General features: G+C 63.8%; 23 protein-coding genes and 1 tRNA gene. 12 read left to right on the top strand and 12 right to left on the bottom strand.

The features are described from left to right. Nucleotides 1-97: 97 nt before the first annotated feature. Together LWC34_RS10595 and LWC34_RS10590 are read right to left on the bottom strand one after the other, a co-directional pair. Nucleotides 98-1,219 (bottom strand): IS701 family transposase, encoded by a 1,122-nt coding sequence (locus LWC34_RS10595; protein WP_233726403.1) that lies wholly within the window; start codon nucleotides 1,217-1,219, stop codon nucleotides 98-100. 321 nt (nucleotides 1,220-1,540) lie between these two features. Further along, nucleotides 1,541-2,929, bottom strand: coding sequence for an IS1380 family transposase (locus LWC34_RS10590; protein WP_233724823.1), 1,389 nt, complete (start codon nucleotides 2,927-2,929; stop codon nucleotides 1,541-1,543). Between the two features lie 226 nt (nucleotides 2,930-3,155). Between LWC34_RS10590 and LWC34_RS10585 the strand changes: the two genes are divergently transcribed. Next, nucleotides 3,156-3,920 (top strand): transposase family protein, encoded by a 765-nt coding sequence (locus LWC34_RS10585; protein ID WP_233724003.1) that lies wholly within the window; start codon nucleotides 3,156-3,158, stop codon nucleotides 3,918-3,920. Between the two features lie 268 nt (nucleotides 3,921-4,188). Here the strand turns inward: LWC34_RS10585 and LWC34_RS10580 are convergent, their stop codons facing one another. From LWC34_RS10580 to LWC34_RS10560, 5 genes are all read right to left on the bottom strand, one after another. Continuing rightward, entirely contained in the window at nucleotides 4,189-5,280 is a 1,092-nt protein-coding gene (locus LWC34_RS10580) for an IS701 family transposase (RefSeq protein WP_372496528.1), read from the bottom strand. Between the two features lie 349 nt (nucleotides 5,281-5,629). Beyond that, on the bottom strand, nucleotides 5,630-7,018 hold the full coding sequence (locus tag LWC34_RS10575) for an IS1380 family transposase (protein WP_233722400.1): 1,389 nt from the start codon (nucleotides 7,016-7,018) through the stop codon (nucleotides 5,630-5,632). Between the two features lie 317 nt (nucleotides 7,019-7,335). Next, a complete protein-coding gene (locus LWC34_RS10570; protein ID WP_233722595.1) occupies nucleotides 7,336-8,187 on the bottom strand; it encodes an IS5 family transposase in 852 nt (283 codons plus the stop codon). A 15-nt stretch (nucleotides 8,188-8,202) separates the two neighbouring features. Next, the gene (locus tag LWC34_RS10565) at nucleotides 8,203-9,306 is read right to left on the bottom strand and encodes a tyrosine-type recombinase/integrase (protein WP_233724822.1); all 1,104 of its coding nucleotides are present in this window, start codon (nucleotides 9,304-9,306) and stop codon (nucleotides 8,203-8,205) included. Further along, entirely contained in the window at nucleotides 9,303-9,644 is a 342-nt protein-coding gene (locus LWC34_RS10560; RefSeq protein ID WP_233724821.1) for an AbrB/MazE/SpoVT family DNA-binding domain-containing protein, read from the bottom strand. Before LWC34_RS10560 ends, LWC34_RS10565 begins: the two co-directional genes overlap by 4 nt. 552 nt (nucleotides 9,645-10,196) lie before the next feature. Between LWC34_RS10560 and LWC34_RS10555 the strand changes: the two genes are divergently transcribed. The 3 genes from LWC34_RS10555 (at nucleotide 10,197) to LWC34_RS10545 (ending at nucleotide 13,238) form a co-directional block, all read left to right on the top strand. Further along, complete coding sequence (locus tag LWC34_RS10555; RefSeq protein ID WP_233724820.1) at nucleotides 10,197-11,042, top strand: hypothetical protein; 846 nt, start codon at nucleotides 10,197-10,199, stop codon at nucleotides 11,040-11,042. A gap of 95 nt (nucleotides 11,043-11,137) precedes the next feature. After that, nucleotides 11,138-11,308, top strand: a complete 171-nt coding sequence (locus LWC34_RS10550; RefSeq protein ID WP_233724819.1) for a transposase — start codon at nucleotides 11,138-11,140, stop codon at nucleotides 11,306-11,308. A gap of 382 nt (nucleotides 11,309-11,690) precedes the next feature. Next, complete coding sequence (locus LWC34_RS10545) at nucleotides 11,691-13,238, top strand: transcriptional regulator (protein ID WP_233724818.1); 1,548 nt, start codon at nucleotides 11,691-11,693, stop codon at nucleotides 13,236-13,238. Here the strand turns inward: LWC34_RS10545 and LWC34_RS10540 are convergent. From LWC34_RS10540 to LWC34_RS10530, 3 genes are all read right to left on the bottom strand, one after another. Next, complete coding sequence (locus LWC34_RS10540) at nucleotides 13,204-13,560, bottom strand: signal peptidase I (protein ID WP_233724817.1); 357 nt, start codon at nucleotides 13,558-13,560, stop codon at nucleotides 13,204-13,206. The genes LWC34_RS10545 and LWC34_RS10540 overlap by 35 nt on opposite strands. After that, nucleotides 13,561-15,072 carry a transcriptional regulator gene (locus LWC34_RS10535; protein WP_233724816.1) on the bottom strand — a complete coding sequence of 504 codons (1,512 nt, stop codon included), beginning with the start codon at nucleotides 15,070-15,072 and terminating at the stop codon, nucleotides 13,561-13,563. Nucleotides 15,073-15,181: 109 nt separating this feature from the next. Further along, nucleotides 15,182-15,565: a helix-turn-helix domain-containing protein gene (locus LWC34_RS10530; RefSeq protein WP_233724815.1), complete on the bottom strand. Its 384-nt coding sequence runs from the start codon at nucleotides 15,563-15,565 to the stop codon at nucleotides 15,182-15,184. Between the two features lie 355 nt (nucleotides 15,566-15,920). On the opposite strand from LWC34_RS10530, the gene LWC34_RS10525 reads away from it, so the two are divergent. The 5 genes from LWC34_RS10525 (at nucleotide 15,921) to LWC34_RS10505 (ending at nucleotide 21,143) form a co-directional block, all read left to right on the top strand. Continuing rightward, entirely contained in the window at nucleotides 15,921-16,265 is a 345-nt protein-coding gene (locus tag LWC34_RS10525; protein WP_233724814.1) for a WhiB family transcriptional regulator, read from the top strand. After that, nucleotides 16,262-16,585 (top strand): hypothetical protein, encoded by a 324-nt coding sequence (locus LWC34_RS10520; protein ID WP_233724813.1) that lies wholly within the window; start codon nucleotides 16,262-16,264, stop codon nucleotides 16,583-16,585. Before LWC34_RS10525 ends, LWC34_RS10520 begins: the two co-directional genes overlap by 4 nt. Further along, nucleotides 16,582-17,184, top strand: a complete 603-nt coding sequence (locus tag LWC34_RS10515) for a hypothetical protein (RefSeq protein ID WP_233724812.1) — start codon at nucleotides 16,582-16,584, stop codon at nucleotides 17,182-17,184. The genes LWC34_RS10520 and LWC34_RS10515 overlap by 4 nt, the downstream gene beginning before the upstream one ends. Further along, entirely contained in the window at nucleotides 17,181-19,244 is a 2,064-nt protein-coding gene (locus tag LWC34_RS10510) for an FtsK/SpoIIIE domain-containing protein (protein ID WP_233724811.1), read from the top strand. Before LWC34_RS10515 ends, LWC34_RS10510 begins: the two co-directional genes overlap by 4 nt. Nucleotides 19,245-19,385: 141 nt before the next feature. Next, the gene (locus tag LWC34_RS10505) at nucleotides 19,386-21,143 is read left to right on the top strand and encodes a recombinase family protein (RefSeq protein WP_233724810.1); all 1,758 of its coding nucleotides are present in this window, start codon (nucleotides 19,386-19,388) and stop codon (nucleotides 21,141-21,143) included. Here LWC34_RS10505 and LWC34_RS10500 read toward each other — a convergent pair. Then, a tRNA-Leu gene (locus LWC34_RS10500) sits at nucleotides 21,125-21,208 on the bottom strand. The two genes, LWC34_RS10505 and LWC34_RS10500, sit on opposite strands and share 19 nt — an antisense overlap. A 96-nt stretch (nucleotides 21,209-21,304) precedes the next feature. On the opposite strand from LWC34_RS10500, the gene LWC34_RS10495 reads away from it, so the two are divergent. Genes LWC34_RS10495 through LWC34_RS10485 form a run of 3 tightly spaced genes read left to right on the top strand, consistent with a single transcriptional unit; the run spans nucleotide 21,305 to nucleotide 24,698 of the window. Then, entirely contained in the window at nucleotides 21,305-22,651 is a 1,347-nt protein-coding gene (locus tag LWC34_RS10495; protein WP_233724809.1) for a M20/M25/M40 family metallo-hydrolase, read from the top strand. A gap of 19 nt (nucleotides 22,652-22,670) precedes the next feature. Next, on the top strand, nucleotides 22,671-23,354 hold the full coding sequence (locus LWC34_RS10490) for a LysR family substrate-binding domain-containing protein (RefSeq protein WP_233724808.1): 684 nt from the start codon (nucleotides 22,671-22,673) through the stop codon (nucleotides 23,352-23,354). 6 nt (nucleotides 23,355-23,360) lie between these two features. After that, nucleotides 23,361-24,698 (top strand): cytochrome P450, encoded by a 1,338-nt coding sequence (locus LWC34_RS10485; protein WP_372496459.1) that lies wholly within the window; start codon nucleotides 23,361-23,363, stop codon nucleotides 24,696-24,698. On the opposite strand, the gene LWC34_RS10480 is transcribed toward LWC34_RS10485, so the two are convergent. Then, nucleotides 24,695-25,582 (bottom strand): endo-beta-N-acetylglucosaminidase H, encoded by an 888-nt coding sequence (locus tag LWC34_RS10480; protein ID WP_233724806.1) that lies wholly within the window; start codon nucleotides 25,580-25,582, stop codon nucleotides 24,695-24,697. The two genes, LWC34_RS10485 and LWC34_RS10480, sit on opposite strands and share 4 nt — an antisense overlap. Between the last annotated feature and the right edge of the window lie 30 nt (nucleotides 25,583-25,612).

Genomic DNA, 25,612 nt, shown 5'->3' with positions numbered 1-25,612 from the left:
CGGCGCCAGGTAGACCAGTGCTGGATGTGTGCTCGGGGGTGTACTGGACGGGTGAGGGTGGCCCAGAGTCGTCGGATTTCGTTGCAGGATAACGGGATCAGCCGATCAGGATCGGTTCTGGCGCCCCCTTTTCCGGTGTCCTATAGCGTGGTGGTGGGGTGCGGATGCGTTCAGTATGGGCGGTCACGGCCAGGAACGCCGCGGCGAGCATGGCCAGGGTGATGTGCCGGTACCACGCGATGTACTTGCGGACTTGATAATGGTCCAGCCCGGTCTCGTTCTTGGCGAACTGGAAGGTTTCCTCCACCGCCCAACGGGATCCGGCCACGCGCACCAGTTCCGCGAGTGGCACCGGACCGGCGGTGTGGCAGACGTAGTAGGCCAGATCGGTCGGATCGCTGATCGAGCGACGCACCAGCAGCTGATGCCGCTCGCCGGGACCGGGATCGATCAGCAGCCAGTCATACAAGCGGTGGCCCTTGCTGCCCCGCCCGGCCGAGAGCCGCTGCCAGCCCCGCGCCGGTGCCCGGCCGGCCAGCACGTCCGCGCGCGCCGGCCCGGTCGGCGTGGTCACCTGGTAATCGCAGGACACCGCCAGCACGTAGTTCACCGCCTGCTCGGCCAGCCAGTCGCGCAGGGCCGGGTTGTCGCCGTAGAGCTCGTCCGCGGTGAACCAGCCCACCGTGACCCCGGCCTCCAGCAGCCGGGCGAGCATCCGGCGGGCCAGCTCGGGTTTGGTCGCGAACTCGACCTCGTCGCCGATCCCGGCCTCGCGACAGCGATCCCGGTCGGCACACCAGGACTTCTGCGGCAGGTAGAGCTCCCGGTCGATCAACGCCCGGCCATGCCGGGAGACATAGGTCAGAAACACGCCGACCTGACAGTTGTCGATCTTGCCCGAGGTGCCGGTGTACTGGCGTTGCACACCCGCGGATTTGGTGCCCTTCTTGATGAATCCGGTCTCGTCGCCGACGAACACCCCACTCGGGTCATCCAGATGCGCCAGCACGTAGCCACGCACATCGTCGCGCACCGCCTCGGCGTCCCAGCGGTAGAAGTTCAGCAGGCGCTGCATGCCGTCCGGGCTGCTGTCCCCGGCGAGCTCCGCCAACGACCAGGAGTTCTTGCGCTCCACACCAGACAGCAGCCCGAGTAGGTACTTCTGAGCACGGGCACGCGAATCGGCCTGCGCGAACCGGCCAGCTACCAGCGCGAACATGTCGTCAAACCCGGCCTGCCAGCGGGCGAAACCCTCGTCTACTACAGTCTCCGACGCGGCCACCGCGTCTTCCTCGAGTCCAATCACACCTCGAAGTTGATCACGCGGTGGCCGCACCCATGATCACGACCCCACACCAAGATCACACTGTGCGGCTGTCGTACTAAACTAACCTCGGCCTTTCGCGCAGTATTTAGTTGATCTTGCTTGTGGTTTTGTCGATCTTGCCGTGAGTGTTTCCGACTGTGAGCGTGGCTAGCCCGCCGACCTGCTTGTGTCGGCCGCTCCGGTTCTTGCCGATCGTAGGGACAGGGGTGCGGATCAGGTGAAGGCGGCGCGGATCTTCAACCAGCCCTGGGCGATCGCGTGGGCATAGGCACAGGTTTCATCGATGCGGATCCGGACTTGCCGGGCACCACGAGTGATTCGGGCGCCCACGTGCAGCACCAAGTTCCGGAACGTAGCGATCTCGGCGCGCGCCAGCACGGGTGTGCCGGTGAAACCCAGGATTTTCGCCCAACACACCAGATCAGTGGCCGCCAGTAACGTCTCCAGCCAGGCGGTGTTCTCCGCGAACCCACGACAGGGCAGGTTGCGCAGGCCGGTGGCCTTGGCTTGGCGGATGCGGTCTTCCACCCGGGCGTGCTGGCGGTGGTGCAGTTCCAGACCGGCGGTCTGACCGGGGATGACCCGGTCGGGGATGTCGGTGATGAACGCGGTGATCCGATGCCCGTCCACATCGGTGAACCTCAACTGGGCGCCGGGATGGGGACGTTCAGCACGCACGATGACCTTCGATCCGGCAGGCCAACTCGACAGGTCGAGCATTCCGGTGATGTCGGCGACCCAGGCACCATCCCGGATCCCGCCCGCACGGTCGATGGCCGATTCCCATGCCTGGTCGGGAATCTGATCGACCACGACCTGGATGCGGGCATCCACCGGGAACCCGAAGGAGAACCACACTCCCCGCTCCCGGCACGCCTGCGCGAACGCGAGGGTGGCACCGGCGGAGTCCGAGCGGGCTACCACCCGCACCGAGTCCGGATCACCCGGACGTGGCCGGGCATGGGCGGGTAACGACGCCAACGCCCGCTCCAGCACCGCGATGTGGTCTGCTGCCGTGTTCGACCCGGCGTTACCCGCCCGCAGCAGGCCCGCCAGTGCTTCGCCTCCCGAGACCTCTGGGCGGTCCAGAAACGCCAACAACGGGTGAAAACCAAACGTCCGTTTCCAGGTTTTGGCCGCGTTCTCCTTGTCCTCAGCATGGGAAATCGTGACCGTGGCGTCGAAATCGATCCGCAGCAGCCCGGTCAGGTCCGGGCCGGCACCCGCGGCCCACGCCCGTTCTCGGGCCGCCGCCCGCGCGGCGAGTATCCCCGGCAGATGCGCTTCGTCGATCCGGTCCAGCATCCGCCAGGCGGTCGGCATGCTGGCCACCGGCCCGCACACCGCATGCTGGTCACCGAAGACCTCGATGTGCGAGACACAGTCGCCGCCATCGGCGATGGCCACGGCCATGTCGGCGAACACCTGTCCTGGTGCATGCATCCACGGACCGGCATACGTGTCGACCAACGCCTCGTTCACCCCCGCGACCAGGCCGGTGTCCTGGGCCAACTCCCGCAACATCCCCACCCCGGCATGCGACACCACACCACGCCCATCAGCACTGACCTTGACCCGCCTCGACCGCTTGCTACGCTTCACCTACGGAGTGCCCTTCTGCTTGGGATCTGCTGTCATCGCAAACAACAGTTTCCCTTGCAGGACGGCACTTCCGTGCATCTATAGCCCGTGTCGCACTATTTCGCGCGAAAGACGCAGGCTAACATAGAGCGTTATTCTGGCGACTTGATCACCTCAAAATAGGACAACGACCCCAGGCAAGTAAGATCGTTTTCCTCTCACAGAAGACAACTTACAGGCGGGGTCGTTGCGTTATCAGTCTACTACAGGGCTTGCTGCTGACCAGATCCAGGAGCTTGTCGCGCGCATCTGGCAGATCATCCAATGCCATGAGAACCAAGCGTGGCCTCCGACCGTGGGACTGTATCGCGCTGTCGTGATCACTTTGGTGTACGTCCGACAGAATCTGAACCAGGCGGCCGTGGGCGATCTGTTCGGCGTCAGTCAGTCGACCGTATCGCGGATCTATCGAGGCATTCTCCCATTGATTGGGCAGGCCCTGTGCCTGCACATTCCAAACCTCAAGGAGGCCATCCGCGGCCGGCTCGTCCTGGTCGACGGAACCGATGTCCCGACCGGCAACCGTGCTGGTCACGAAGACAACTTCTCCGGCAAGCGGCGCCGCGCGGGGCTGAACATCCAGGTCGCCGCCGATACGGAGGGAGGCCTGCTGGGAATATCCGCCCCTCTGCCTGGCTCGATGCATGACCGGAAAGCGTTCGCCGAGTGTGACTGGGAAGATCTTCTGGCCGAGACCTCAGTCATCGGTGCCCCTGCCTATCAGGGCACTCACACGATTACGCCTCGCAAAAAGCCAAAGGGCGGCGAGCTCTCGGCTGGCGACAAGGTGAACAATAAATTCATCTCCTCACTTCGATCCGCCGTCGAGCGATGTATCGCGCATATCAAGAACTGGAAGATGATTGCGACCGGCTATCGAGGACGCCTTTCCGAGCTCCCCAACATCATCCGGATCATCACATCGCTCGAGTTCTATCGACTCGGCTGGTAACCCTCATGAATAACGCTCATAATGAGCCGCACCCTGACCGGGGAATCCACCCAAACCTGGCGAAACGATCCACCCAAAGCAGACATTCTTGCCTAATACGGCAACGGCAGTCTGGGATGTTTGATGCGTTGTCGCTGGTAGTGGCTGTGACGGGCTTGGGTTTGGCGTCGTCGTCGCCAGTCTGACCAGTGTGCGATGTGCGCCTCAGCGTGCGCAGGGTGGGTCAACGCGGCCCACAGACGCCTGATTTCGTTGCAGGACAGTGGAATCAGGCACGCCGTGTCGGCTCTGGTGCCCCTTTTTCGTCGCGTAACCGTTCAGCGTAGGCGGTGACAGCGAGGAACGCGGCCGCGAGCATGGACAGGGTGATATGCCGATACCAGGCGTGGTACTTACGAACTTGGTAATGATCGAGCCCGGTCTCGTTCTTGGCGAACTGGAAGGTTTCCTCGACACCCCAACGGGATCCGGCGACGCGGACGAGTTCGGCCAGCGGCACCGGGTGATGGGTGTGGCAGATGTAGTAGGCCAGCTCGGTGGGCTTGCTGATCGAACGGCGAACCAGCAACAGGTGCTCATCTGCTCCGGGGTCCACCAGTAGCCAGTCATACAGGCGGTGGCCCTTGCTGCCCAGCCCGGCCGACAGGCGCTGCCAGCCCTTGCGGGGCGCGCTGCGGACCAGTTCGTCGGCCCGCACAGACTCTTTCGGGGTGATGAAGTGCTGGTCACAGGAGACGGCCATGACGTAGTTGAGGTTGACCTCTTCCAGCCATGCCCGCAGTCCAGGGTTGTCGCCGTAGGCCTCGTCGGCGGTGAACCAGCCCACCTCGACACCTGTGTTCAGCAGGCGCTCGAGCATGTTCTGGGCCAGCATGGGTTTGGTCGCGAACTCGACCTCGGCGCCGATTCCGGCTTCCTGACAGCGTTCCCGGTCACCCGTCCACGACGCCGGCAGGTAGAGCTCGCGGTCGATCAATGCCCGACCCTTGCTCGAGGTATAGGTCAGAAACACGCCGAGCTGGCAGTTCTCGATCCGCCCGGCAGTGCCGGAATACTGGCGTTGAACCCCGGCGGATTTGGTTCCCTTCTTCAGGAAACCAGTCTCGTCCGCCACCGCGATACCGCTCGGGTCACCCAGGTGCTCCAGCACGTACCCACGCAGATCATCACGGACCGCCTCGGCGTCCCAGCGGTAGAAGTTCAGCAGCCGCTGCATGCCATCGGGAGTCAGGTCGCCAGCCTGCTCGGCCAGCGTCCAGGAGTTTTTCCGCTCGGCACCCGAGAGCAGCCCAAGCAGGTACATCCGGGCCCGTCGCCGCGAGTCGGCCTGCGCGAAACGGCCCGCGACCAGCGCGAACATGTCATCAAACCCGGCCTGCCACCGGGCCAGGCGATCATCAACTACAGTCTCTGACGCGGCCACCGCGTCTTCTTCGAGATCCAACACACCTTGAAGTTGATCACGCGGTGGCCGTCTTCATGATCACGCCCCACCGCCGATGATCACACTGTGCGGTTGCCGTACTAACTAAGATCAGATGCCCTCTTAGCCTGAATCCACCGATAGACCTTGTGTTGATCTTCCGGGGTGTTCTGGTCATGTGTGGATCTTGGGTTTTGGTGGTGGGCATGGTGAAACGGCTGGCTTGTCCAGCGTGTCCACGGGAGGTCTCCGGTCGGGCCCTGGCGGGCGGGTGGTGAAGAAAAGGTCAGGCGGCGGGTGGGCTGGCGGCGGTGTGCAGGGTGGTGAAAGCCTCGGCCCAGGGCCAGTGCTCGGGTAGGTGCAGGACCGGGCGGCCTTGAGGGCGGGCAAGGCGGGCTGGGACGCAGACGAGGTGTTTGCGCAGTGTCGCGCCGCGGGCTTTGGCGTGGAAGGTGCTGGTGAGGCTGCCTGCGGCGCGCAGCAGGTTGTGGGCGAGGGCGGTGCAGACGACCCACGCGGCGTTGGCGTCGAACTGCCCCGATGGCAGATGCGCCAGCGGGCCGTCGATGAGGTCGGCGAAGGTCGTTTCGACGATCGCGTGCTGCCGGTGGGCGAGATCAGCGTCTACTGTGGATAGTTCGGTGTTGGTGAAGAACGCGTGGTAACGCCAGATCGGGAACAGGGCGTTCTCGGAGTTCTTGTCCTTCACCCGGCGTACCACCAGCCGGGCGGTGATGACGTGGCGGGTTCCGGCGAAGGCGGTATAGCCGGTCTCGGCGACCTCGGCGTCAGAGATCAGCTCGCCGGTATCGGGATCTTCCACCGAACCCGGGTAGCGCACCGCGACCCACGCGTCCTCGGCGATCGCCGTGATGGCGGCCTGGATTGACGGGTTGGTCGCCACGGTGATCGAGAACATCGCCCCGGCGCGGCGTGCGGCACTGACCACTGTGCCGGCGTAGTAGGCGGAATCGCCGCGGACCAGGATCCGTCCCGCGCGTGCCCCGGCGGCTTTCGCAGTGTTCAGGGCTTGGGTCAGTAACCTCGCCGCGCCCCGCGCGGAACCGGCGTTGCCTGCCCGCAGACGGATCGCGGCGACGAGGGGTGCGGCCAGCCGGGTGGAGATCGTGACCACCAGCGGCGAGAGCCCTCGCAGCAACAATTGGTAGCCACCGACTTTGGCCGGCCCGAACCGCGCACCTCGTTTCTGGGTGCCGTACACGCGGCGCAGCAGCGAGTCGATGTCCACAAAGGTCATCTGATCCGCCCCGGCCAGCACCGGGGTCTTCGCCGCCAGCGACACCAGCATCGCGCGCAGCACCGCGGCCAGTTGCAGCGCATGGCCGTGGGTGAACGAGCGCAGAAACGATCCCAGCGTCGAGGGCGCGTACACCCCGGTGAACAGACGTTTCATCCCGCCGTGGCGGATCACGTCCAGGTCATCGATACAGTCCGCGCCCGCGAGCATCCCCGCGACGATCGAGGCGACCTTGCCTGCCGGGCTGGCCCCAGTCGACGGGATCGGAGCGTTCGTGATCTCTACCTTCTGCGCTACCAGTTCCGACATGCCCGCCCGCTCGGCCAGCGCCATCACCGGCACGATCCCGGCGCAGGACACGAGATTCTCCTCATCGAACCGCACCGCCGCCCGCGACCACCTGTGCGATAATTTCACTGAAAGTGCCTTCCATCCCCGGGTGATAATCGAGCCTCAGTAACTCGTATTATCACAGGTCAGAAGGCACTTTCACTTGTAACACGCCGCCCCGAACACCCACTCATCAGTGGATTCAGGCTTAGGTCGCGAATCGATAGTAGGTTCGCTGGTCATACTACTTAGGTGATGACTGGGAAGCTTCTCTTCCATGATGGAGCCCCTCCTTTGCCCAGGCCCATGCAGGTTCGCGAACTAGCTGCACCTGGGTATGTCCTAAGTGGATAGTTGATCAGTTCGTCTGGCCCGGATCGCTCTCAGAGGGCATCTGATCTTAGTTAGGCAAGAATGTCTGCTTTGGGTGGATCGTTTCGCCAGGTTTGGGTGGATTCCCCGGTCAGGGTGCGGCTCATTATGTTAGTCATCGCCCAGTGGACCATCGTGCGCGACCGCTGGGGCAGGGCTTCGTAGTCGCGCGCGAGTCGGCGGTGTTGCATCAGCCAGCCCAGACTGCGCTCCACTACCCACCGCCGGGGCAACACGTGGAATCCCTTGGCAGAAGGGCGTTTGACGACCTCAACCCGGATACCCCGCTGGGCTCCATGACGGATGACTGTGTTGTTGTAGCCACCGTCCACCCATGCCGCCGACACGGTCGGATGCGCAGCGGCGAGATGATCGAGAACCTGTTGCCCGCCAGCGGAATCCTGCACCGACGCCGCGGTCACGATTACCGCCAGCAGCAGGCCGAGCACATCGGTGGCGATGTGCCGTTTGCGGCCCTTGATCTTCTTGCCCGCGTCGATACCCTGACTGGATTCGCTGACATTGCAGGAGGTTTTCACGCTCTGCGAGTCGATGATCGCCGCCGTCGGGGCAGCAGCGCGGCCTTTCGCGACGCGGACTTGGTCACGCAACAGGTCATGCAGCGTTTCCGTTGTGCCATCGGCTTCCCACTTGGCGTAGTAGTCATAAACCGTCTTGCAGGGCGGGAAGTCGTGCGGCAGATACTCCCAGGCGATCCCGGTCCGGCACACGTACAGGATCGCGTTCACGATCTCCCGCAAGTCATGCACGCGCATCACGGTTCCCGGCCCACGCCGGGCAGCACGCCACGCCGTCAGCGTTGGCTCGATCAACGCCCAGCGAGCATCGGACAAGTCGCTGCGGTACGCACGCCGGGACCCCACAAGTTGATCAAGGTATCAGCCGTCACCCGACACAGACATATCGCCCCAACCAAGATCAGATGCCCTCTGAGGGCGCGGCAGGCTCTCGGCGAGCGGGTGGGATTCGCCGGTGAGTGCGGCCACCGCCGAAGCGATTTCGTGCAGGGTCGCCCGCACGTAGGTCGCTGTGGCGCCCGGCTCTGTACCGCTGTCGGTATGTCCTGCGAAAGCGCGGGCGATCGCGTACCCGAAGTTGCGTTCGACCCAGGTGAGAGTGGTGTGCCGCAGCCAGTGCGTGGAGATCTGCTGGGTAGCAACCCATGGCAGGTGTTTGCCGATGCGGACCCAAAGGTGGTCGTAGCGGCGGCTCGTGATCGGTTCACCGTTCGGGTACCGCAACAGTTGCCCGTCCCTGGGCGCGTGGCGCTGCTCGGCGTGGTCTTGCAGGTGCGTCATCAGGGTGGGCGAGACCGGCTGCCACCGCACGGTTTCGCCCTTCTCCCGCAAGAAGATCAGACATTGATCACGGTCGAGATCCTGGGGGCGCAGGGCGAGAGCACCAGCACGGCGGCATGCGGTTTCGGTGTGCAGCCGCAATAGCAGAGTGTCGAGCGGCGGGTCGTTGCCGGTGGTTGCCGCGGCTGTGTTGATCTCGGCAAGACCGGAATCAGCAACGGCACGGCGAGTAGAGGGCAGCCGACGCGGCTTGTCCACCTTGCGCGCCGGGTTGTTGGCTTCGTCGATCAGGCCGTCGTCTTCGGCGTGCCGGTAAACGCAGCGCAGGGCGGCGATGAGGTGTTCGGCGGCGCTGCGTCCACCGCGAGAGTTGCGCCGGGCCACGACGTGGGTCTTGACGTACTCGACGAGCGCGCGCACGTCGGATGGAGTCGGCTCGTCGAGCCGACGTGCGCCCCAGTGCTCCAGGATCCTCTTCCAATAGGAGCTGTACACGCGGCGAGTGCCCGCACCCACAGCGTTGGACACGACCGGGATGTACTCGGCGAACGTCGGCGCTGGCGGCCGGTTGTCTGGTTCGGAGAGCAGGTCCTGAGCCGACAAGCCCATGCCAGCCAGGACGAGTTTGGCGGCCTCAAGGGCGGCCTGCCGCCCAGCCGCAGTATTCACGTGGGTAGCCGTCATCGCGCCCCACCACTCTCTACTGGCAGGTTGACTCGGATGGCATCGTGGACAGTGCTCAGCGGAAAGACCGCCAGCAGGTCCTCTTCGAGGGTCGCTGCCAACAGCACTCGGTCGCTGGGGTGGAGTCCACAGCGGCTGCGCAATGCGGCGGGGATGGCGAGGTAAGGCTTGCGCCCCAGGGTGAGCAAGCCGGTCGGGTCCCGGCGGGCGATGACCATGTCGGGAGTACCCGTCAGTGTGAGCCGATCACCGGGCTGCCAGCCCAACGCTTGGGTGACGACCCGATCAGCGACTCGCCCCGATGCGTCGATCCGGCCCATGCCGTAGATCACATCCACCGGTGCCGCGGCGGGCGAAGGTGGCGGAGCCGCCAAGGGCAGCGTTCGGGCCCCACGTGGATTGGCGGGGTCGCCGGGTCGAGATGGCGCCCTGTTTCCCAAGCTGGGGATCACGGGGGCCACGACATGTTGGATCATGGCCGCCCCCATGAGAGGGCATGCAACCAGGGGCTAGCGATGTCACCGTAGAGGTGTTCAAGTACCAGTTTTTGGTGGGTAAATCTCACCGATTGTGGTGTCCGAGGCGCGACGTGCACACTATTCACCCGTCTACGCATATAGCAAAGCGGCGAAACAGCCGGGCCTTCCGATTCAAGTCCCGTCAAGCGGCTGGGTTACGTTCGACGTGCCGATCTGCGGCGATCTGCGGAGCGTTTGCAGTGCTGCCCTGGTCTCAGACCTCGCCGATCACCTGTCGGTGACCTCGGCTGGCTCATGCACACGGACCAGCAATGAGACACTTCGGTAACCCTTTGGACGTCCTCGTAACGTCTCGGCGCGCTTCTTCGACTACGTGATCACTTCAGAGGAGTGCCACGGAAGGGGCGACTGGTGACCGTTGTGAGAAGTTGGCATATGGAGCGCCGAATTTTGAAATTCCTCCTCCGCCGCATCCCGCGCAGCCTCGCGAACCGTGCCGCCCGAAAGCTTTACGAGATAACCGGTCGTAAACTAACCGGCTTTCTAGCAGTCCCCGCTTACCGTCTTATTGACGCATTGCCACCGATTGTTGTCGCACTTCTCAAGCCAACGCTAGTTGTGGGCGCGACAGTTGGTATTCTGTTCCTTCCAGTGCCCTACTATCTCACCGGCTTAGGAAAAGAGTCGGACGCAAAGCAATTCATCGGACAGCTCTGGCAAGTGTCAGCCGCCTCTGTTGCTTTAACTATCGCCGTGGTCCTTTTTGCTTTCCAAGTCGTTAGCGCAATTCGTGCCGCAAGCCTTCGCGAGATGACTCGCGCCACGCCTTTTTTACTCGTGGTTTATATTGGAGTATCTGCCATCATTGTTCAGGCACTAGCGTTGCTCGGCCTTGGCTATCACGGACCAACACGGTGGGCTGGAACGTGGGCAACAATAATTGCACTGTTTTCAATTCTGTCTGTTGCCTATCTATTTGCCACGTCCCTAAGGGCTGTAGACCTTCGACATCTTCATGCGCGCAGGCTAAGGGTGGTTCAAAAGGAAGTTGATCGAACCATCAAGCGCGAGGCCGAGAATAGAATAGGGTACGGGTTACTTAAGGCTCACTCAGAAAAAGTCGGATATAGGTTTCGACCGTACATTCCAGTCGACAAAGGCGCTGGCACAATAGTCTACGCTGGCAAAGATGGCGAGATTGCGGACATTCGCCTTGACCTCATGGAGAGGCTAACCTGCGTCTTTCGCGCGAAATAGTGCGACACGGGCTATAGATGCACGGAAGTGCCGTCCTGCAAGGGAAACTGTTGTTTGCGATGACAGCAGATCCCAAGCAGAAGGGCACTCCGTAGGTGAAGCGTAGCAAGCGGTCGAGGCGGGTCAAGGTCAGTGCTGATGGGCGTGGTGTGGTGTCGCATGCCGGGGTGGGGATGTTGCGGGAGTTGGCCCAGGACACCGGCCTGGTCGCGGGCGAGAAGGGACGCGGTCCTTCTCGCCCGCGACGGTTGCCCGTCGGTGGGTGACGCCCATCATTTGGCCCGTCGGGCGACCACGCCGCGATCAAGGCGGATGATCTCGGGTGGCTGAAATCAGCATGTCGGGAATCCGGATCTTCAAACACGATCTTGGGACGACATACGGCGACATGAGCATTTCTGACCGCTCCGGAAGCGGGATATGGGCCAGTGGGACGAGTGCACGCCGTGCTTGTCCGGCCGTCCCACGTTAAGGTATGTGCAGGTCAGAAGGCTAGAGCGAGGTGTCCCGGTATTGGGACGCGTCAAGTCGTCTTCGGCTGCGAAAGGACAGGGTGGGACGGGGCTGGTTGCCGGTCATGCGAAACTGAAATCAGCTGGTGAGTGAGGGCTGTGCGTCATTCAGCCGGAGCGGATGGGAGGAGCTTCGATGCGCGCGTTCCGGACCGTGCTTGAGCAGATGATCAAGGAACGACGGCAGAGCATCGAAGAGTTCGCCGAATTCACCGAGGTTTTCGCCCGGGAACATCCGGAACTCAAGCTTGGCACAGTCAGCGCGCGGCACCTTCAGCGGCTGGCTTCTGGGGTTGGGCCTAAGGGACGGCCGCTTGGGGAAGTTCGTCCCGCGACCGCCCGGCTTCTGGAGAAGATCTTCGGTGTCGGCATCGATGCGTTGTTGGCACCGCCATCCACGCACAGGCCAGACATTGGGACTGTGGACGTGGGCAAGTTTGGTGGGGTTTTCGACTGGTTGGACAAGCGTGCCGGACGGCTGCCTGAGTCGAGTCAGTGGGAGGTGGCGGAGCGGCTGGCGTCTGTGGACACCGATGCACTGCATGACCGGTTGATGCGGCGTGGTCGTGTCGGTCGGAGTCGGCTCAGCGGAGCGTTGTGGGAGTACTACGCCGACCAGGTGGACGGATACTGCGCGTACCGCGTCCAAGTCAGCGACCGCGAGGTGGTCACGAGCATCGTGACGCGTTCAGACTGGGTTGATCTCGCTACTCCCCTGGTGCCGAGGAATGAGCAGTTCAACGTCGTGGCCGGTCCGACAGCTGCGAGCGGTGTCGACGTGATGCATGCCGTCGATCGACTGGCCGAAGCTGCGGCCTTGGACGTGCGCATGACCAACCTGCCGATCTACCGGCTGCTAGACGTCGCCGTGAAGTCTGGCGAGATCAGCGGCACGGTGACGCTCTCTTCATTCGCTGAGTACGCGCTATCGGTGGACCTATTGGACGGCGAGTTCGTGGACGCCTTCGCTGGTCAGAGCCGGAGTTTGCCGCTGAGGGATCGGCACTTGCGGGACATGGCCGCGGTGCTGGACCTGCGAGGACGGCTCTGCGCTGGTGGGGTGCTTGCCTTGTGCGCCATTGCGCGTCCGGCTGATCCTCTGCGTGGTCCGGCGGACTTCGCGCTCTTGGTGCAGGAGCGGTCGGCAACCGTGCTCAACGGCAATCGGCGGTTGTCGGTGATCCCTAAGTCGTTCCATCAGCCGTTGAAGGACGTGCGGGCCGATGCCCGGATTAGCGCGACTCTTCTACGGGAGATGGAAGAGGAGTTGTTTGGACGTGCTGAGGTCGACGGAACTGTTGGCGGACATAGGGTTGCCGCGCCGATGCACCCGACTCGACTCTCCGAGCCGATGCGATGGTTGATGGCGGAGGCCGGACGGCTGCGGATGGAGTGCACCGGGTTCGGGCTGAACCTGGTCAGCGGCAACTACGAGTTCGCGGGGCTGGTCGTCATCGATGACGACCAGTTCTGGACGCGCTTCGGCGGGCATGTTGAAGCGAACTGGGAGGCCGCGGGCCTCCGCGTGTACTCCAGTCTGGACGCTGAGCTGGTCGGCGAACTGATTGCGGACGAGTCGTGGAGCAATGAGGGGCTGTTCGCGTTCCTGCTTGGTCTGCGACGGCTACGTGAGCTGGGCGGCGACCGGGTCAGGCTGCCGGAGCTGACGGCCACCGTACGGTGATGATCACCGTTTCGTCGAGCGCTTCCCACGTGTGGTCGATGCCTGGTCCCCATAGGACGTAGTCGCCCTGCTTGGTCAGGTTGATGCTGCCTTCCGTGAGGTCGATCCGGAAGTTGCCTTGTACCAACAGGACCAGGGTTGTCCGTTGGTCGTCAGCTGTCCATTCTGGACGCTTGTCGCCGGCGGGGTGGATACCCCATTTGACCTCGACATCTTTCGACGACCGGATGCCTTCGGATGGGTCGATGAAGTGGCCGAGCAGCCAGCCGCGGGTGTCTCCGGTGTCTTCTCCGGCGTTTCCGTGCGTCCAGTTCGCAGCCACTTAACTCGTCTCCCATTCGATCTCGGGCAGGTTGACCCTACTGCCGCCTAGCTGTCTCAGGCGGCGAAGTCCTTGCAGGAGCGCGAAAAGGCCTTCGTTGCTCCATGCCACGTCTTGGATCAGGTGCTCTACCTGGTCGGTGTCGAGTGTGGAGTATTGGCGGAGCGTTGCCGCTTCCCAGTTCGCTTCGATCTGGCCGCCGTAGCGTGTCCAGAATTCCTCGTCGTCGATGACGATCAGACCGGCGAACTCGTAGTTTCCGCTGACGAGGTTCAGGCCGAATCCGGTGCATTCCATGCGCATACGGCTGGGGTCGGACATCAGCCACCGCATCGGTTCGGACAGCCTGCTTGGGTGCATGGGGTCGGCGAATCGCTGTTCGCCGATGGTGTTGTCGACGTCGTCGCGGCCGAAGAGTTCCTCTTCGATCTCGCGCCGGAGGGTCGCGCCGATTTGGGCGTCGGCGCGGTAGTCAGTGAGCGGCTGGTGGAAGCCCTTCGGGATCGGTGCCAGCCGACGTGCGGCGTTGACCACGTGTCCCGAGCGTTCCTGCACCAGGAGAACGTAGTCGACTGGGCCGCGATATGGGTCCGCCGGGCGGGCTATTGCAGTTAGTGCCAGGGTGCCGCCTGCGCAGAGGCGGACTGACAGATTCAGGACGCTGTCGAGATCGGGTAGGTACCGGTCCCGTAGAGGGTGTGAGTTCGCGCCCGTCGCCAGGACGTCTACGAACTCACCTTCCAGCAGATCCATGGTCAGTGCGTAGTGCACGAACGTGCTCACGCCGACCGTTCCGCCAAGTTCGCCGCGGTGAATGTCGGTGCTGAGCAGCTGGTAGAGCGGCATGTCGACCATTCGAATGCCCAGCGCGAGCGTCTCGGCGAGGCGCTGGGCGGCTTGTTCGGCTGCTTCAGCGTCGAGAGCGACCGCGGGCCTGGTTGCGCTGTTGAGTTTGAGGCGGTCGTTGCTGGCGATCAGCGGACAGGCGAGGTCCAACCAGTCGGGTTGGGTGAGAATGCTTGTGGTTACGCCGTTTCCGGCGCCGTACAGGCCGCTTGGGTTGCCGTAGTACTGGGCGAGCGCGCGGGCGATTTGCTGCTGGTCGACGCGACCGCGCTTTCGGCCGCGGTGTTCGAGTTCGTGCGGGTCGACGTGGTGAACTCGGTCGGCGACTTCTCGGCGGCTTGTTCCTGGTTGCCAGCCTGCGTGTTCGTCTAGCCAGTCGAGTGCTGACGTGATGTTCGGATCTGCTGACAGTCGGTCGTCTGGGGTTGAGCTGGTCTTGTAGCTGAGTTCGGCGAAGCGCTCTTGTGCGGCAGGCGGGGCCTGTTCGAGTGCCGTATCCAGGATTCGTTGCATCTCTGATTGCGGGCGCAAGGTGGGTTTCTTGTGCCATGCGGCGACTGTGCGGACGCCTATTCCTAGATGCTGCGCGAACGCCTCATTGCTTAAGCGTAGGGCCGCTTGGAGGGCGCCCGCGGTCTTACCGGTCCAGCCGTTTACCAGGCTCATTGCGTCCCCCACGTCGCTTTATGCATTGAACCTGCACCGGTTGTGCACTGGTGATGCATCGTTTCGCCGCGTAATTCGCAGTGGAATTAGTGGCATGAAAAGCACCGCGCTACCGGGTCTTCCGGACATGTTCGATCATCTTCGCGAGATCGGCTTTCAGGTCGTCGAGACGGTCTGTGATGTCGTCGAGTCGTCTTTCCAGACTGTCCAAACGGGACATCACGTTGGTCTCCCGTTGCGTCACCGGTTCTCCGGGCGACGGCGGGGTTCGGCCGTGCAACACCGCTTCGAGGTGTTGCGGGTGCAGGCCGAGGGCTGTCGAGAGCGATTCGAGGGTTCGGGCGCTGCGTCGGCGTTCGACGACGTGGTGCTGGATTTCACGGACGATGGCTTGCGACACCTGCGAGCGTTCGGCCAGTTCGCGCTGACGCCATCCAAGTTCGTTCACTCGCTCGTTGATGGCCTTCGCGACCGCCGCCCAATCCTCCGACACCTATTCCTCCGCGCTCCGCCTTCGCGCCGAGATTAGCGGTTCTGGGCCTTTCCGTGGCGTGACACGTCGCGTTTCGCGCTGCGGTGGCTATCTTGCGCGCTATTGAGCGCTGAAATCAGCATTATGTTGTTGAAATCATCAGACTTAAGGACTTTCGCTATGCGTACTTCTCTGTCTTTTTCGTATTCCGTTCGGCAGGCCGCGTGGATTCTGGGTGTCTCGCCTTCGACGCTGCACCGCTCCGTTCGGCTTGGCACCGTTCGCACCGTTGGCCGTCACGGTCGTCGGGTTGTTCCTGCGTCTGTGCTGGTCAAGCTGCTGGGTGAGCCTCTTGAGAACAGTCCGGGGGCTTGTCATGACGACTGACCATGGACTTATCGGTCTTGCTTGGCGGCTGGATCGGTTGCGTTGGGTGCCGCGTGAGGTGCTGGCGGCGATCGTTCTTCGCGATGGGCTGTGTATGTGGGGCTGGGCCGACGATGAGCCTGCCTGGCAAGAAGAGCAGCTCACTGACCAGGAATTGGCCGCCACGTTGTGTGCCGGGTGCCCTGTTCAGAACGAGTGCCTGGAGTTGGAGCTCCGGACGGCTGGTCTGGACACGGTCGGCGTGTGGGGCGCGCTCTCGGAGGACAACCGCCGGGCGCTGTACCCGCACTGGCGTCAACGTGGCGAACGCGCCGAGGACGGGGCGACGCCATGACGACGATCAGCTTGTCCGCGGTCGAGATCATGGCTGGTCTCGGGGTGCTTCTCGTGTTGTTCATGGTTTGGCGGGCTGGCTCTCGCCGGGCGAAGGCTGCCGCTGAGGCTGCTCGATCGGGCGCGCGGTTCATGTCGCTTGCCGGGCGGGTGCTGTTCTCTGCCGGGCTGATCGTCGCCGCTCAGTGGTTGGTGATCACGCAGGCCGGTACCGGATGGTTGCTGCTTGCGGTGCTCGGCGTGCCTGCGTTGTTCGCTTCGTACACGCTGACGCGGGCGTTGACCGTGTCTACGCGGGATATGCCAAGGCGGCGGCGATGACTGCCGAATCCGTGGAAACCGTGGCCGCTCAGGTGGATCGGTTGTGCTGGACCGGGATTCTGCTTGGGCTGGCGTTCACGATGACCAACGTCCAGCAGTTCGCGGCTGCCGGTTCGGCTCCGTGGTCTCTGCCTTGGCTTGCGGCGTGGCTGTTGGATCCGATGGTGTCGCTGGTTCTGCTGGCGATTCTTCGTGCCGAGCAGGTTCTTGCTCGGCACGGTGTTCGGACCGGTGGATGGGTGCGGGCGGCGAAGTGGTTCACGCTCGCAGCCACGTACGTCATGAACACCTGGGCTGCGTATGCCGCCGGTTCGGCAGCGTCGGTCGTGCTGCATTCGGTGCCGCCTCTGGTTGTGTTCGTCGCGGCAGAGGCGGTCACCGACTTGCGGGACAAGCTGGGCGAGGCTGTTGGTAGGGCGTCGAAGAGTGTCGAAGTGGCGGCGACTCCGCGGCGGACGACGTTCGCCGAGTATCTGGCCGTCGCGCGTTCCGCTCGGAAGCGGGACACGGTCGTCACGCCTGCGTGGGTTCGTGAGGTCACCGGTTGTTCGCGCGGCTTGTCGTCCAAGTTGGCTGCCGCACTCAAGGCGGCATCATGAGTGGGCACGAGGTTGTACGGGCCGTCTTGGATGCCGAACTGGTCGACGAGACGCCAGACGTACACGTGAACTCTGGCGGGTTCATGAACTGGTGGCGGCGTTCACGGCGTGTGCCAGACGTCTTCAAGTCCCGGCAGGGACTCAAGGACGCGGCGGCCTGGTTGGTTCGGGTGCCCTTCCGTTTCGTCGGTGCCGTTGGCCGTGGACTGATCGTGTCGGTTCGTGCGTGGCGTCGATGGGTTCGTGTGGTCGACTACCGCGAGGCGGCTGAGAACGCGGAGAAGCTTGCCGACAAGTTCGTGGAGATCCGGGCGCTGACGCTATTCCGATGGAAGGTCACCGGGCTCGTGGTCACGGTTGCATCCCTCACGGTTGCCCTGGTGGATCTCGTGTACGGCGGCGGGCCGCTGTGGATTGCGGGCGCCGTTGGGTCGGTGGCCTTGGCGATCGTTGGGCGTCGCAAGGATGGCTCACCGGGTCGTAAGGCGGTGTTGGCTGGGCCCCGGACGCTGACGTGGACGATGGACCCTCAGGTACTGGTGGACGCCTTCAGGGACGCGAAGCTGATCGGCAAGGACGAGTCGCTGCGGCTGGTTGAGCGTGCTTCCCGGGTCGGTGACGGGTGGTCGGTCACGGTTGACCTGCCTGCCACGCGCAAGGCCGACGACGTCATCAAGCATCGGGACGCGTTGGCGTCGGCGCTGGCGGTCGATGAGGTGCAGTTGATCGTTGAGCGCGTTCGTGGCCGAGGCGGGCACGCCGGGCGCGTGTTCCTGTGGGTGGCCGATGAAGACCCGTACGCAGGGCCGCCGTTGCGTACGCCGTTGCTGGACGTCGAGTACTGGGATGCGTGGCAGCCCGTCCCGTTCGGGCGGGACGCCCGGAACCGCCGGATCGATCTTCCGTTGGTGTGGACGTCGTTGTTGATCGGGGCAATTCCCAGGCAGGGCAAGACATTCGCTACGCGGCTAGCCGCAGCCGGGTTGATCCTCGATCCGTACACGCGGCTGTACATCTTCGATGGCAAGGGCGGCAAAGACTGGGACGCGGCCGAGCAAGTCGCTCACCGGTTCGTGTGCGGCGATGAGCTAGAGCACGTCGAAGCTGTCCGGGACTACTTGGTGGAACTGGCAGCAGAAGTCCAATCCCGCTACGCACGTATGGCTACTTTGGACGACGAGATCTGTCCGGAGTCGAAGATCACGCCCGGAATCTCACGGGACGTGACCCTGCGGATGCCGATCACGGCGGTAGTGATCGACGAGGTTCAGGTGTTCCTGGAGAACCCGACCAGGCAGGACGTCGGCGGGAAGAAAACCACAGTCGGTGCGTACATCGCAGACCTACTGACGTACCTGGTTCGGAAGGGACCAGCCGCCGGAATCGTGGTCATCCTGGCTACTCAACGGCCCGACTCGAACACGATTCCATCGCGCCTGCGTGCGGTGTTGGGATCGCGGTTTGCGCTGCGGGTCATGGACTGGCGGGACTCGAACATCGTTCTTGGCGAACAGATGAACACGCGCGGATACGACGCATCCACGCTGCTACCGAGTCACAAAGGCGTGGGCATCCTGCGGCCAGACGGTGAGATGGCGGGCGCGGACATGTTGGCCACGACCGTGCGGACGTTCTACATGCCGAATACCGAGTGGCGAACGATCTGCGCGCGTGGCCGGGCGCTCCGGGAAGCCGCAGGCACGCTCACTGGACACGCTGCGGGCGATGACTCGACACGGGCAGTTGATCCGTCGGCTGTGGTCATGGCACTGGGGCCAGGCGACGGAGGTGATGACCTGCCGGAACCGTTGGCGTCCGTGGTCGAGTACCTGGGCGATGACCTGCACACTCGGGAGTTCGTGCCCACGGCGGAGCTAGTCGAGGCGCTGGACGTTGAGCCGACGGCGTTCGCACGGCAGATGAGCGAGTTGGGATGCAGGCCAGTCAGGCAGTACGTGCCCACCGACGACGGCGGTACGCGCCGAGTCCGCGGATACATGACTGCCGACGTCAGAGCGGCTATTGATGATTTCGGCTCATCGGAGCGTGATGAACCGTGACCGGGCGCTCTGAACGCAAGGACAAGGTTACGGTCAACGTTCCGACAGAACTTCCTGAACCAACAACGCGAGGATGGCGCATACTGCTAGCCATACTGGTTGAACTGACCACGGTGGAAGTGCTGGATAGAGGAGCCTCTCGTGACTGCTGAAATCAGCGTGAACCCGTGGGCGACACTCGATGACCTGTGGGGTATCGAGGTGGCTATGGAGGCTGTCGACGACCGCGTGTGGGCGGTGGCCTTCTATGGACGGTGCTCGACCGAAGACAACCAGGACCCGGAAACCTCGTACGGCTGGCAGGTCGGCAACGCGCGGAAGTTCGTTGAACCGCTGGGCGGGGAGATCGTCGAAGACTTCTTCGATGTCGGCAAGTCCCGCTCCGTCCCTTGGGAACGACGCGATGAGGCCAGCCGACTGCTTGCCGCGCTGAAGGATCCGAACCGGAAGTGGAACGCAGTTGTTGTGGGAGAAGGGACTCGCTGCTGGTTCGGCAACCAGTTCTCGCTGATCGCTCCCAAATTCGCGGCCTATGGCGTGGACCTGTGGGTCCCGGAACTGGGCGGCAAGTACGACCCACGCAACCCCTCACACAAGATGCTGATGAGCGTCCTTGGCGGAATGAGTGAATCGGAACGCCAGCATGTGCAGGCGCGTGTTCGTGCCGCGATGGATTCGCAGGTCGTCAACGAAGGACGTCACCAGGGCGGCCGGGCGGCGTACGGCTACACGGTCGTGGACGGCGGGCCGCACCCGAATCCGCGCAAGGCGGCTGAAGGGTTCAGGCTTCGGGTTCTGGCCATCGATGAACCCGCCGCCGAGGTCGTGCGGCGGATTTTCCGGGAGTACCTGCAAGGCAAGGGCGACCGGGCCATTGCGAAGGGGCTGAACGAAGACGGCATCTTGTGCCCATCGGCGCGTCGGCCGGAGCAGAACCGGCATCGGCAGGCGGACGGCTGGCAAGGCAGCACAGTCCGGTCGATTCTGGAGAACCCGAAATACACCGGCTATGCCTTCTTCGGCCGGTGGACGCGGCAGGAAATGCTGCTCGACCCGGACGACGTGAGCGCTGGGCACGTAGTCCGGTTCAGGCGTGCACCCGCAGACAAGGTCGTCAGGTCTCGGCGACCAGCCCACCCGGAGATTGTGTCCGTTGAGGACTTCACGCTGGCGCAGGTGAAGCGGCAGGCGAAGAGTGCTGGAGGGCTGCGCACGGCTCGAAAGACGGAGCGGGCAGGCAGGACCACAAAGCACACCTACTTCTTCCGAGGATTGATCAGGTGCAGCGTATGCAAGCGGAAGATGGAAGGCAGCCCGCGGGCGCACGGCATGTACTACCGATGCCCGGCGCGGACACTCGCGCCCGGTTCACCGGCTCTTGTTGACCACCCGCCAACGGTCTATGTCCGTGAGGACCCGCTGTTGGAGGCGGTCAACGAGTGGCTCGGCGGCCTGTTCCATCCCAAGAACCGAGACCGCACGGTTCGGATGTTGGTTGGATCACAGGAGAGAGCAACTCCATCGGGTGATCGTGAGCAGGCCGCGAAGCGCGCGAGCGACGCAGAGGCCAAGCTCCGGCGGTTCCAGGCAGCCATAGGGGCGGGCGTTGACCCGGCTGCGCTGGTCGAGGTCATCAACCAAGCTCAGGCCGAGAGAGCGGCTGCCAGGGCCGAACTCGACAACGCGCCCACAGAAGGCGAACTGACCGACGCTGAGGTGTACGCCATGCTCGACTCGATGGGTGACGTAGCCTCGGTGCTGACGGGCAAGCATCCGGAGAAGTTGATCGAGCTCTACGCTGATCTGCAGCTGAACCTGTTGTATGACAACGAAAAAGAGGCCATCGACGTGATGGCCTCTCCACGGGTGAATAGTGCGTGTGTCCGAGGGGGGACTTGAACCCCCACGCCCGTTAAGGGCACTAGCACCTCAAGCTAGCGCGTCTGCCATTCCGCCACCCGGACCTGCTGTCTTGCTGCAGTGTGCATAGCCTAGCGGATGGTTGATGATCATCCCAAATCGGGGGTCGGGTTTGCTGAAATCAGTGGTAGGAAGGCCTTGTGACTGAGCAGTTGCCTTCCACCACGCCTGACGTTCCGGACACCGCGTTCGCTGAGGATGAGGCTGTACGCCTCACCAGCGAGCTCATCCGCATCGACACCACCAACACTGGGGATCCTGCGACTGTTGTCGGGGAACGGGCTGCCGCTGAGTTCGTGGCCTCGCAGCTGGCTGAGGTGGGGTATGAGACCACTTACGTCGAGTCCGGTGCCCCTGGCCGCGGCAATGTCATCGCTCGCCTCTCCGGCAGCGACCCCAGCCGCGGGGCTTTGCTGGTCCATGGGCATCTTGATGTTGTTCCTGCCGATGCTTCCGAGTGGTCCGTCCATCCTTTCTCCGGGGCTGTCCAGGATGGGTATGTCTGGGGGCGTGGGGCCGTCGACATGAAGGACATGGTTGCCATGTCGCTCGCCTTGGCGAGGAGGCTGAAGCGGGATGGGATTGCGCCCAAACGGGACATCATCTTCGCTTTCCTCGCTGATGAGGAGGCCGGTGGGCATTTCGGGGCTCAGTGGCTCGTTGAGAACCGGCCCGAGCTCTTCGAGGGCGCTACCGAGGCGATTTCCGAGGTCGGGGGGTTTTCCATCACCGTCAAGGACGGGGTGCGGGCCTACCTCATCGAGACCGCCGAGAAGGGCATCGCTTGGATGACCCTCCGCGCTCGTGGGCGGGCTGGGCATGGGTCGATGATTCATGACGACAACGCTGTTACCAAGCTCACTCAGGCGGTTTCTCGCCTCGGCACCCACCAGTTCCCGCTTGTCCTCACCGACTCTGTCCGGGAGTTCTTGCAGGGCATCAGCGAGATCACCGGGTTTCCGTTCAATGAGGACGACCTCGACGGGTCCGTCGCCAAACTGGGCAACATCGCTCGGATGATCGGGGCCACTCTGCGTGACACCGCCAACCCGACCATGCTGACCGCCGGGTACAAGGCCAATGTCATCCCTTCCGTCGCTGAGGCCACTGTGGACTGCCGCATCCTTCCTGGGCGTCAGGCCGCTTTCGAACGTGAGCTCGACGAGATCCTTGGTCCGGACATCGAGCGGGAGTGGACCGGGCTTCCTCCCCTCGAGACCACTTTCGACGGTGCGCTCGTTGACCACATGACCGCTTCCATCCTCGCCGAGGACCCTGAGGCAAAGGCACTGCCCTACATGCTTTCCGGTGGCACGGATGCCAAGTCGTTCGCCCAGTTGGGGATTCGGTGCTTCGGTTACGCCCCGCTCCGGCTTCCCGCCGATTTGGACTTCTCCGCCCTTTTCCACGGCGTGGACGAACGGGTTCCGGTTGACGCGCTGAAGTTCGGCACGCGCGTGCTCGACCGGTTCCTCCGCAACTGCTGACCCCCGCTAATCTGGGCAGGTGACAAGCTCGTTTCGCCTCGGATACGTGCCCGGCGCCACGCCTGGGAAGTGGGCGAGGATCTGGGGCGAACGGGAGCCTGACGTCCCGCTCGAACTCATCAGCGTCGCCGCCGCGGATGCCGCGGACCGGATTCGCGGCGGCGACGTCGACGCGGCCATCCTCCGGCTGCCGGTCGACCGGACCGGGTTGCACGCCATTCCTCTCTACACCGAGACAACCGTTGTCGTTGTGCCGAAGGAGCATGACTTCGCGGCCGTCGACGAGGTGTCCATTGAGGACTTGACGGACTCCGTCATCCTCCATCCCCTTGACGACACGCTCGATTGGGAGCAGCCGCCGGGGCAGTCCGCGCTCGAGCGGCCTGCCAGTACGGCGGATGCGGTTGAGTTGGTCGCCGCGGGCATTGGCTTGCTGGTGGTTCCGCAGTCCCTGGCGAGGTTGCATCACCGGCGGGATTTGACCTTCCGGCCTGTTGCCGACGTACCGGAGTCCCGGGTTGCCCTGTCTTGGCTGGACGAGGAAACCTCCGACCTGATGGAGCAGTTCATCGGGATCGTGCGTGGCCGGACCGTCAACAGCACGCGCGGACGCCAACAGGCTGAGCCGCAACCGAAACAGCGGAAACCGAAGCCACCTCCGAAAGCTCGCAAGCCCAAGAGCGGTCGTCGGCCACAACGCTGAGCCGGTATGGTCGGTGGTACACGCCTGTACCACCGGGAGGTGACGATCGTGCCCGCACGCGTCAAGCCGGTCGTGCGCTGGAGCATTGGCCATGCCATCCCCCGCTCCGCGGTACGCATCGCGGCCAGGCGCGGAGACCTCCAGGCACGTCTGATCGACGACTCCGACCGGATGCCGACGGCCGCGCTGAACGACTTGTTCAACGAGATCCGCGGCCGGGGACGGCTGCACAAGGCCAAATTCGCCTATCTCACCGCCAACCACGGCGTCGTGAAGGAGTTGCTGACCAGCAACGACTTCCGCGGCGGGGTCGGCGCCGGGGACGACAGCCTGCTGAACCGGCTGTTCAGGTGGTCGGCGGCCGACTACCTGCATCCGGCGTCGCCGCCGTCCCTGCTGGTGACCGAACCGCCTGACCACACCCGCTACCGGAAACTCGTCACGCGCGTGTTCACCGTCCGTGCGGTGGAGAACCTGCGTAGACGCACCGAGCAGATCGCGCAGGAGCTGCTTGACGCGATCGACCCCGCACAGCCGGTGGACCTGGCCGAGACGTACTGCAGCCTGCTGCCGGTGACCGTGATCGCCGAAATCCTTGGGGTGCCGCCCGAGCAACGACATCACGTGCTGGAGCTGGGCGCTGCCGCCGCGCCGAGCCTGGACGTGGGTCTGTCATGGCGCCAGTTCCGGACTGTGGACGCGGCGCTCGAGGCGTTCGACCGTTGGCTCGGCGAGCATCTTGACCAGCTGAAAGCCAATCCCGGCGACAACCTCCTGAGCCAACTGGTCGCCGCGCGCGAGGACGGCGTCGGCCTCAACGACCTCGAACTGAAAGCGACCGCTGGCCTCGTGCTCGCCGCCGGATTCGAGACGACCGTGAACCTGCTCGGCAACGGAGTCGCCTTGCTGCACAACAACCCTGGTGAACTGGCGGCGTTACGCCAGGATCCGGCGTTGTGGCCGAACGCGGTGGACGAGGTCCTCCGCATCGATCCCCCGGTCCTGCTGACCGGGCGCACCGCGGTCCGCGATACCCAAGTGGCCGGAACGCGGGTGCCGAACGGGGCCATCGTGGTCGGGATCCTGGCCGCGGCGAACCGCGATCCTGATCTCTTCGACGACCCCGTCCGGTTCGACGTCTCGCGTCCGAACGCCCGCGAACACGTCTCGTTCTCCGCTGGGCGGCATTACTGCCTCGGTGCCGCCCTTGCCCGGATGGAAGGTGAAGTTGGCCTACGCGCCCTCTTCGACCGATACCCGAACCTCCAGCTCAAAGCTGGCGCGCGCAGGCGCGGTACCCGGATCCTTCGTGGTTACGAGCGCCTACCCGCAGTCCTCGGCTAACCGGTGTAGCGGGAGTCGGAGCCGTAAAGCTCCCTGGTGAAGCTGGAGATATAGGTGTTCGCGTTGGCAGCACCCAGGTTGTACGTCAGGTACACGCCATAGCTCTCACTCACCGTCCGCCTGGCGAAGTTGGCGGCGGTGCTGGTCGGCGTCGAGTTGATGTGGACGGCCGCAGGCGAGAGCTTTGACTTGGGCAGCCCGAGGTTCGGCGGGCTCCACGTGCCGTAGTACGGGTTCCAGGCGTAGTCGAACTTCGACGCGATGTTCACTCCCCCGTACGACAACCGGGACGCCGACGGCCCGATGTTGTACAGGGTGATCAGCTTGTTCGGCATCGCCGCACGCAATGCCGTGACGAGGTAGACGAAGGAACTCGCGTTCGGCTGGCCGGTACCGTTCCTGCCGTATTCGGCGTACTCGTCGTCGAAGTCGATACCGTCCAAGCCGTACTTGGTCACGGTGTCGGACAGCTGCTTCGCGAACGCCTCCGCGGCTTGTTTGGTGGGGAAGTTGGCGAACCCGGCGCCTTCGTGGTTGCCGAGGATCGACAGCGTGACCTTGATTCCCTTGGCCTGCAGCGGGCGGACCTGGGTGGCCACGTTGTCAAGCACACGCTGCACGTTCGGGTTGAAGTACAGGTACGCCGAACGTGTCGCCACGTTGTAGTTGATGTTCGCGGCGAAGATCACGCCGATGTCGAACACGTTCCCGCTGCCGTTGGCCAGCGTGTATTTGCCTACGTTGAGCATGCTGTGGTTGTTCACTTCGACGTACGCCACGGAGATCGGGCCGGTCTTGCGGACGGCGGCAGCCGTGGCCGTGGTCCCTCCGGTCAGCAGCGCGACCGCCGCTATCAGCGCACCGATCCGACGAATTCTGGACATCGTTGATCAACTCCCGTCGACTGGGGGTTG

The organism is Kibdelosporangium philippinense (genome assembly GCF_021390435.2).
GTDB lineage: Bacteria > Actinomycetota > Actinomycetes > Mycobacteriales > Pseudonocardiaceae > Kibdelosporangium > Kibdelosporangium philippinense.
The sequence above is the reverse complement of the archived record's forward strand: the minus strand, read 5'-3'. Positions and strand labels throughout refer to the sequence as shown.

Coding starts and splice junctions, on each gene's coding strand:
- LWC34_RS10510 (WP_233724811.1), top strand. CDS start 17,181: ATGAGTGGGCACGAGGTTGTACGGGCCGTCTTGGATGCCGAACTGGTC.
- LWC34_RS10565 (WP_233724822.1), bottom strand. CDS start 9,306: ATGACGGCTACCCACGTGAATACTGCGGCTGGGCGGCAGGCCGCCCTT.
- LWC34_RS10535 (WP_233724816.1), bottom strand. CDS start 15,072: ATGAGCCTGGTAAACGGCTGGACCGGTAAGACCGCGGGCGCCCTCCAA.
- LWC34_RS10515 (WP_233724812.1), top strand. CDS start 16,582: ATGACTGCCGAATCCGTGGAAACCGTGGCCGCTCAGGTGGATCGGTTG.
- LWC34_RS10545 (WP_233724818.1), top strand. CDS start 11,691: ATGCGCGCGTTCCGGACCGTGCTTGAGCAGATGATCAAGGAACGACGG.
- LWC34_RS10480 (WP_233724806.1), bottom strand. CDS start 25,582: ATGTCCAGAATTCGTCGGATCGGTGCGCTGATAGCGGCGGTCGCGCTG.
- LWC34_RS10580 (WP_372496528.1), bottom strand. CDS start 5,280: ATGTTCGCGCTGGTCGCGGGCCGTTTCGCGCAGGCCGACTCGCGGCGA.
- LWC34_RS10520 (WP_233724813.1), top strand. CDS start 16,262: ATGACGACGATCAGCTTGTCCGCGGTCGAGATCATGGCTGGTCTCGGG.
- LWC34_RS10485 (WP_372496459.1), top strand. CDS start 23,361: ATGGTCGGTGGTACACGCCTGTACCACCGGGAGGTGACGATCGTGCCC.
- LWC34_RS10525 (WP_233724814.1), top strand. CDS start 15,921: ATGACGACTGACCATGGACTTATCGGTCTTGCTTGGCGGCTGGATCGG.
- LWC34_RS10595 (WP_233726403.1), bottom strand. CDS start 1,219: ATGTTCGCGCTGGTAGCTGGCCGGTTCGCGCAGGCCGATTCGCGTGCC.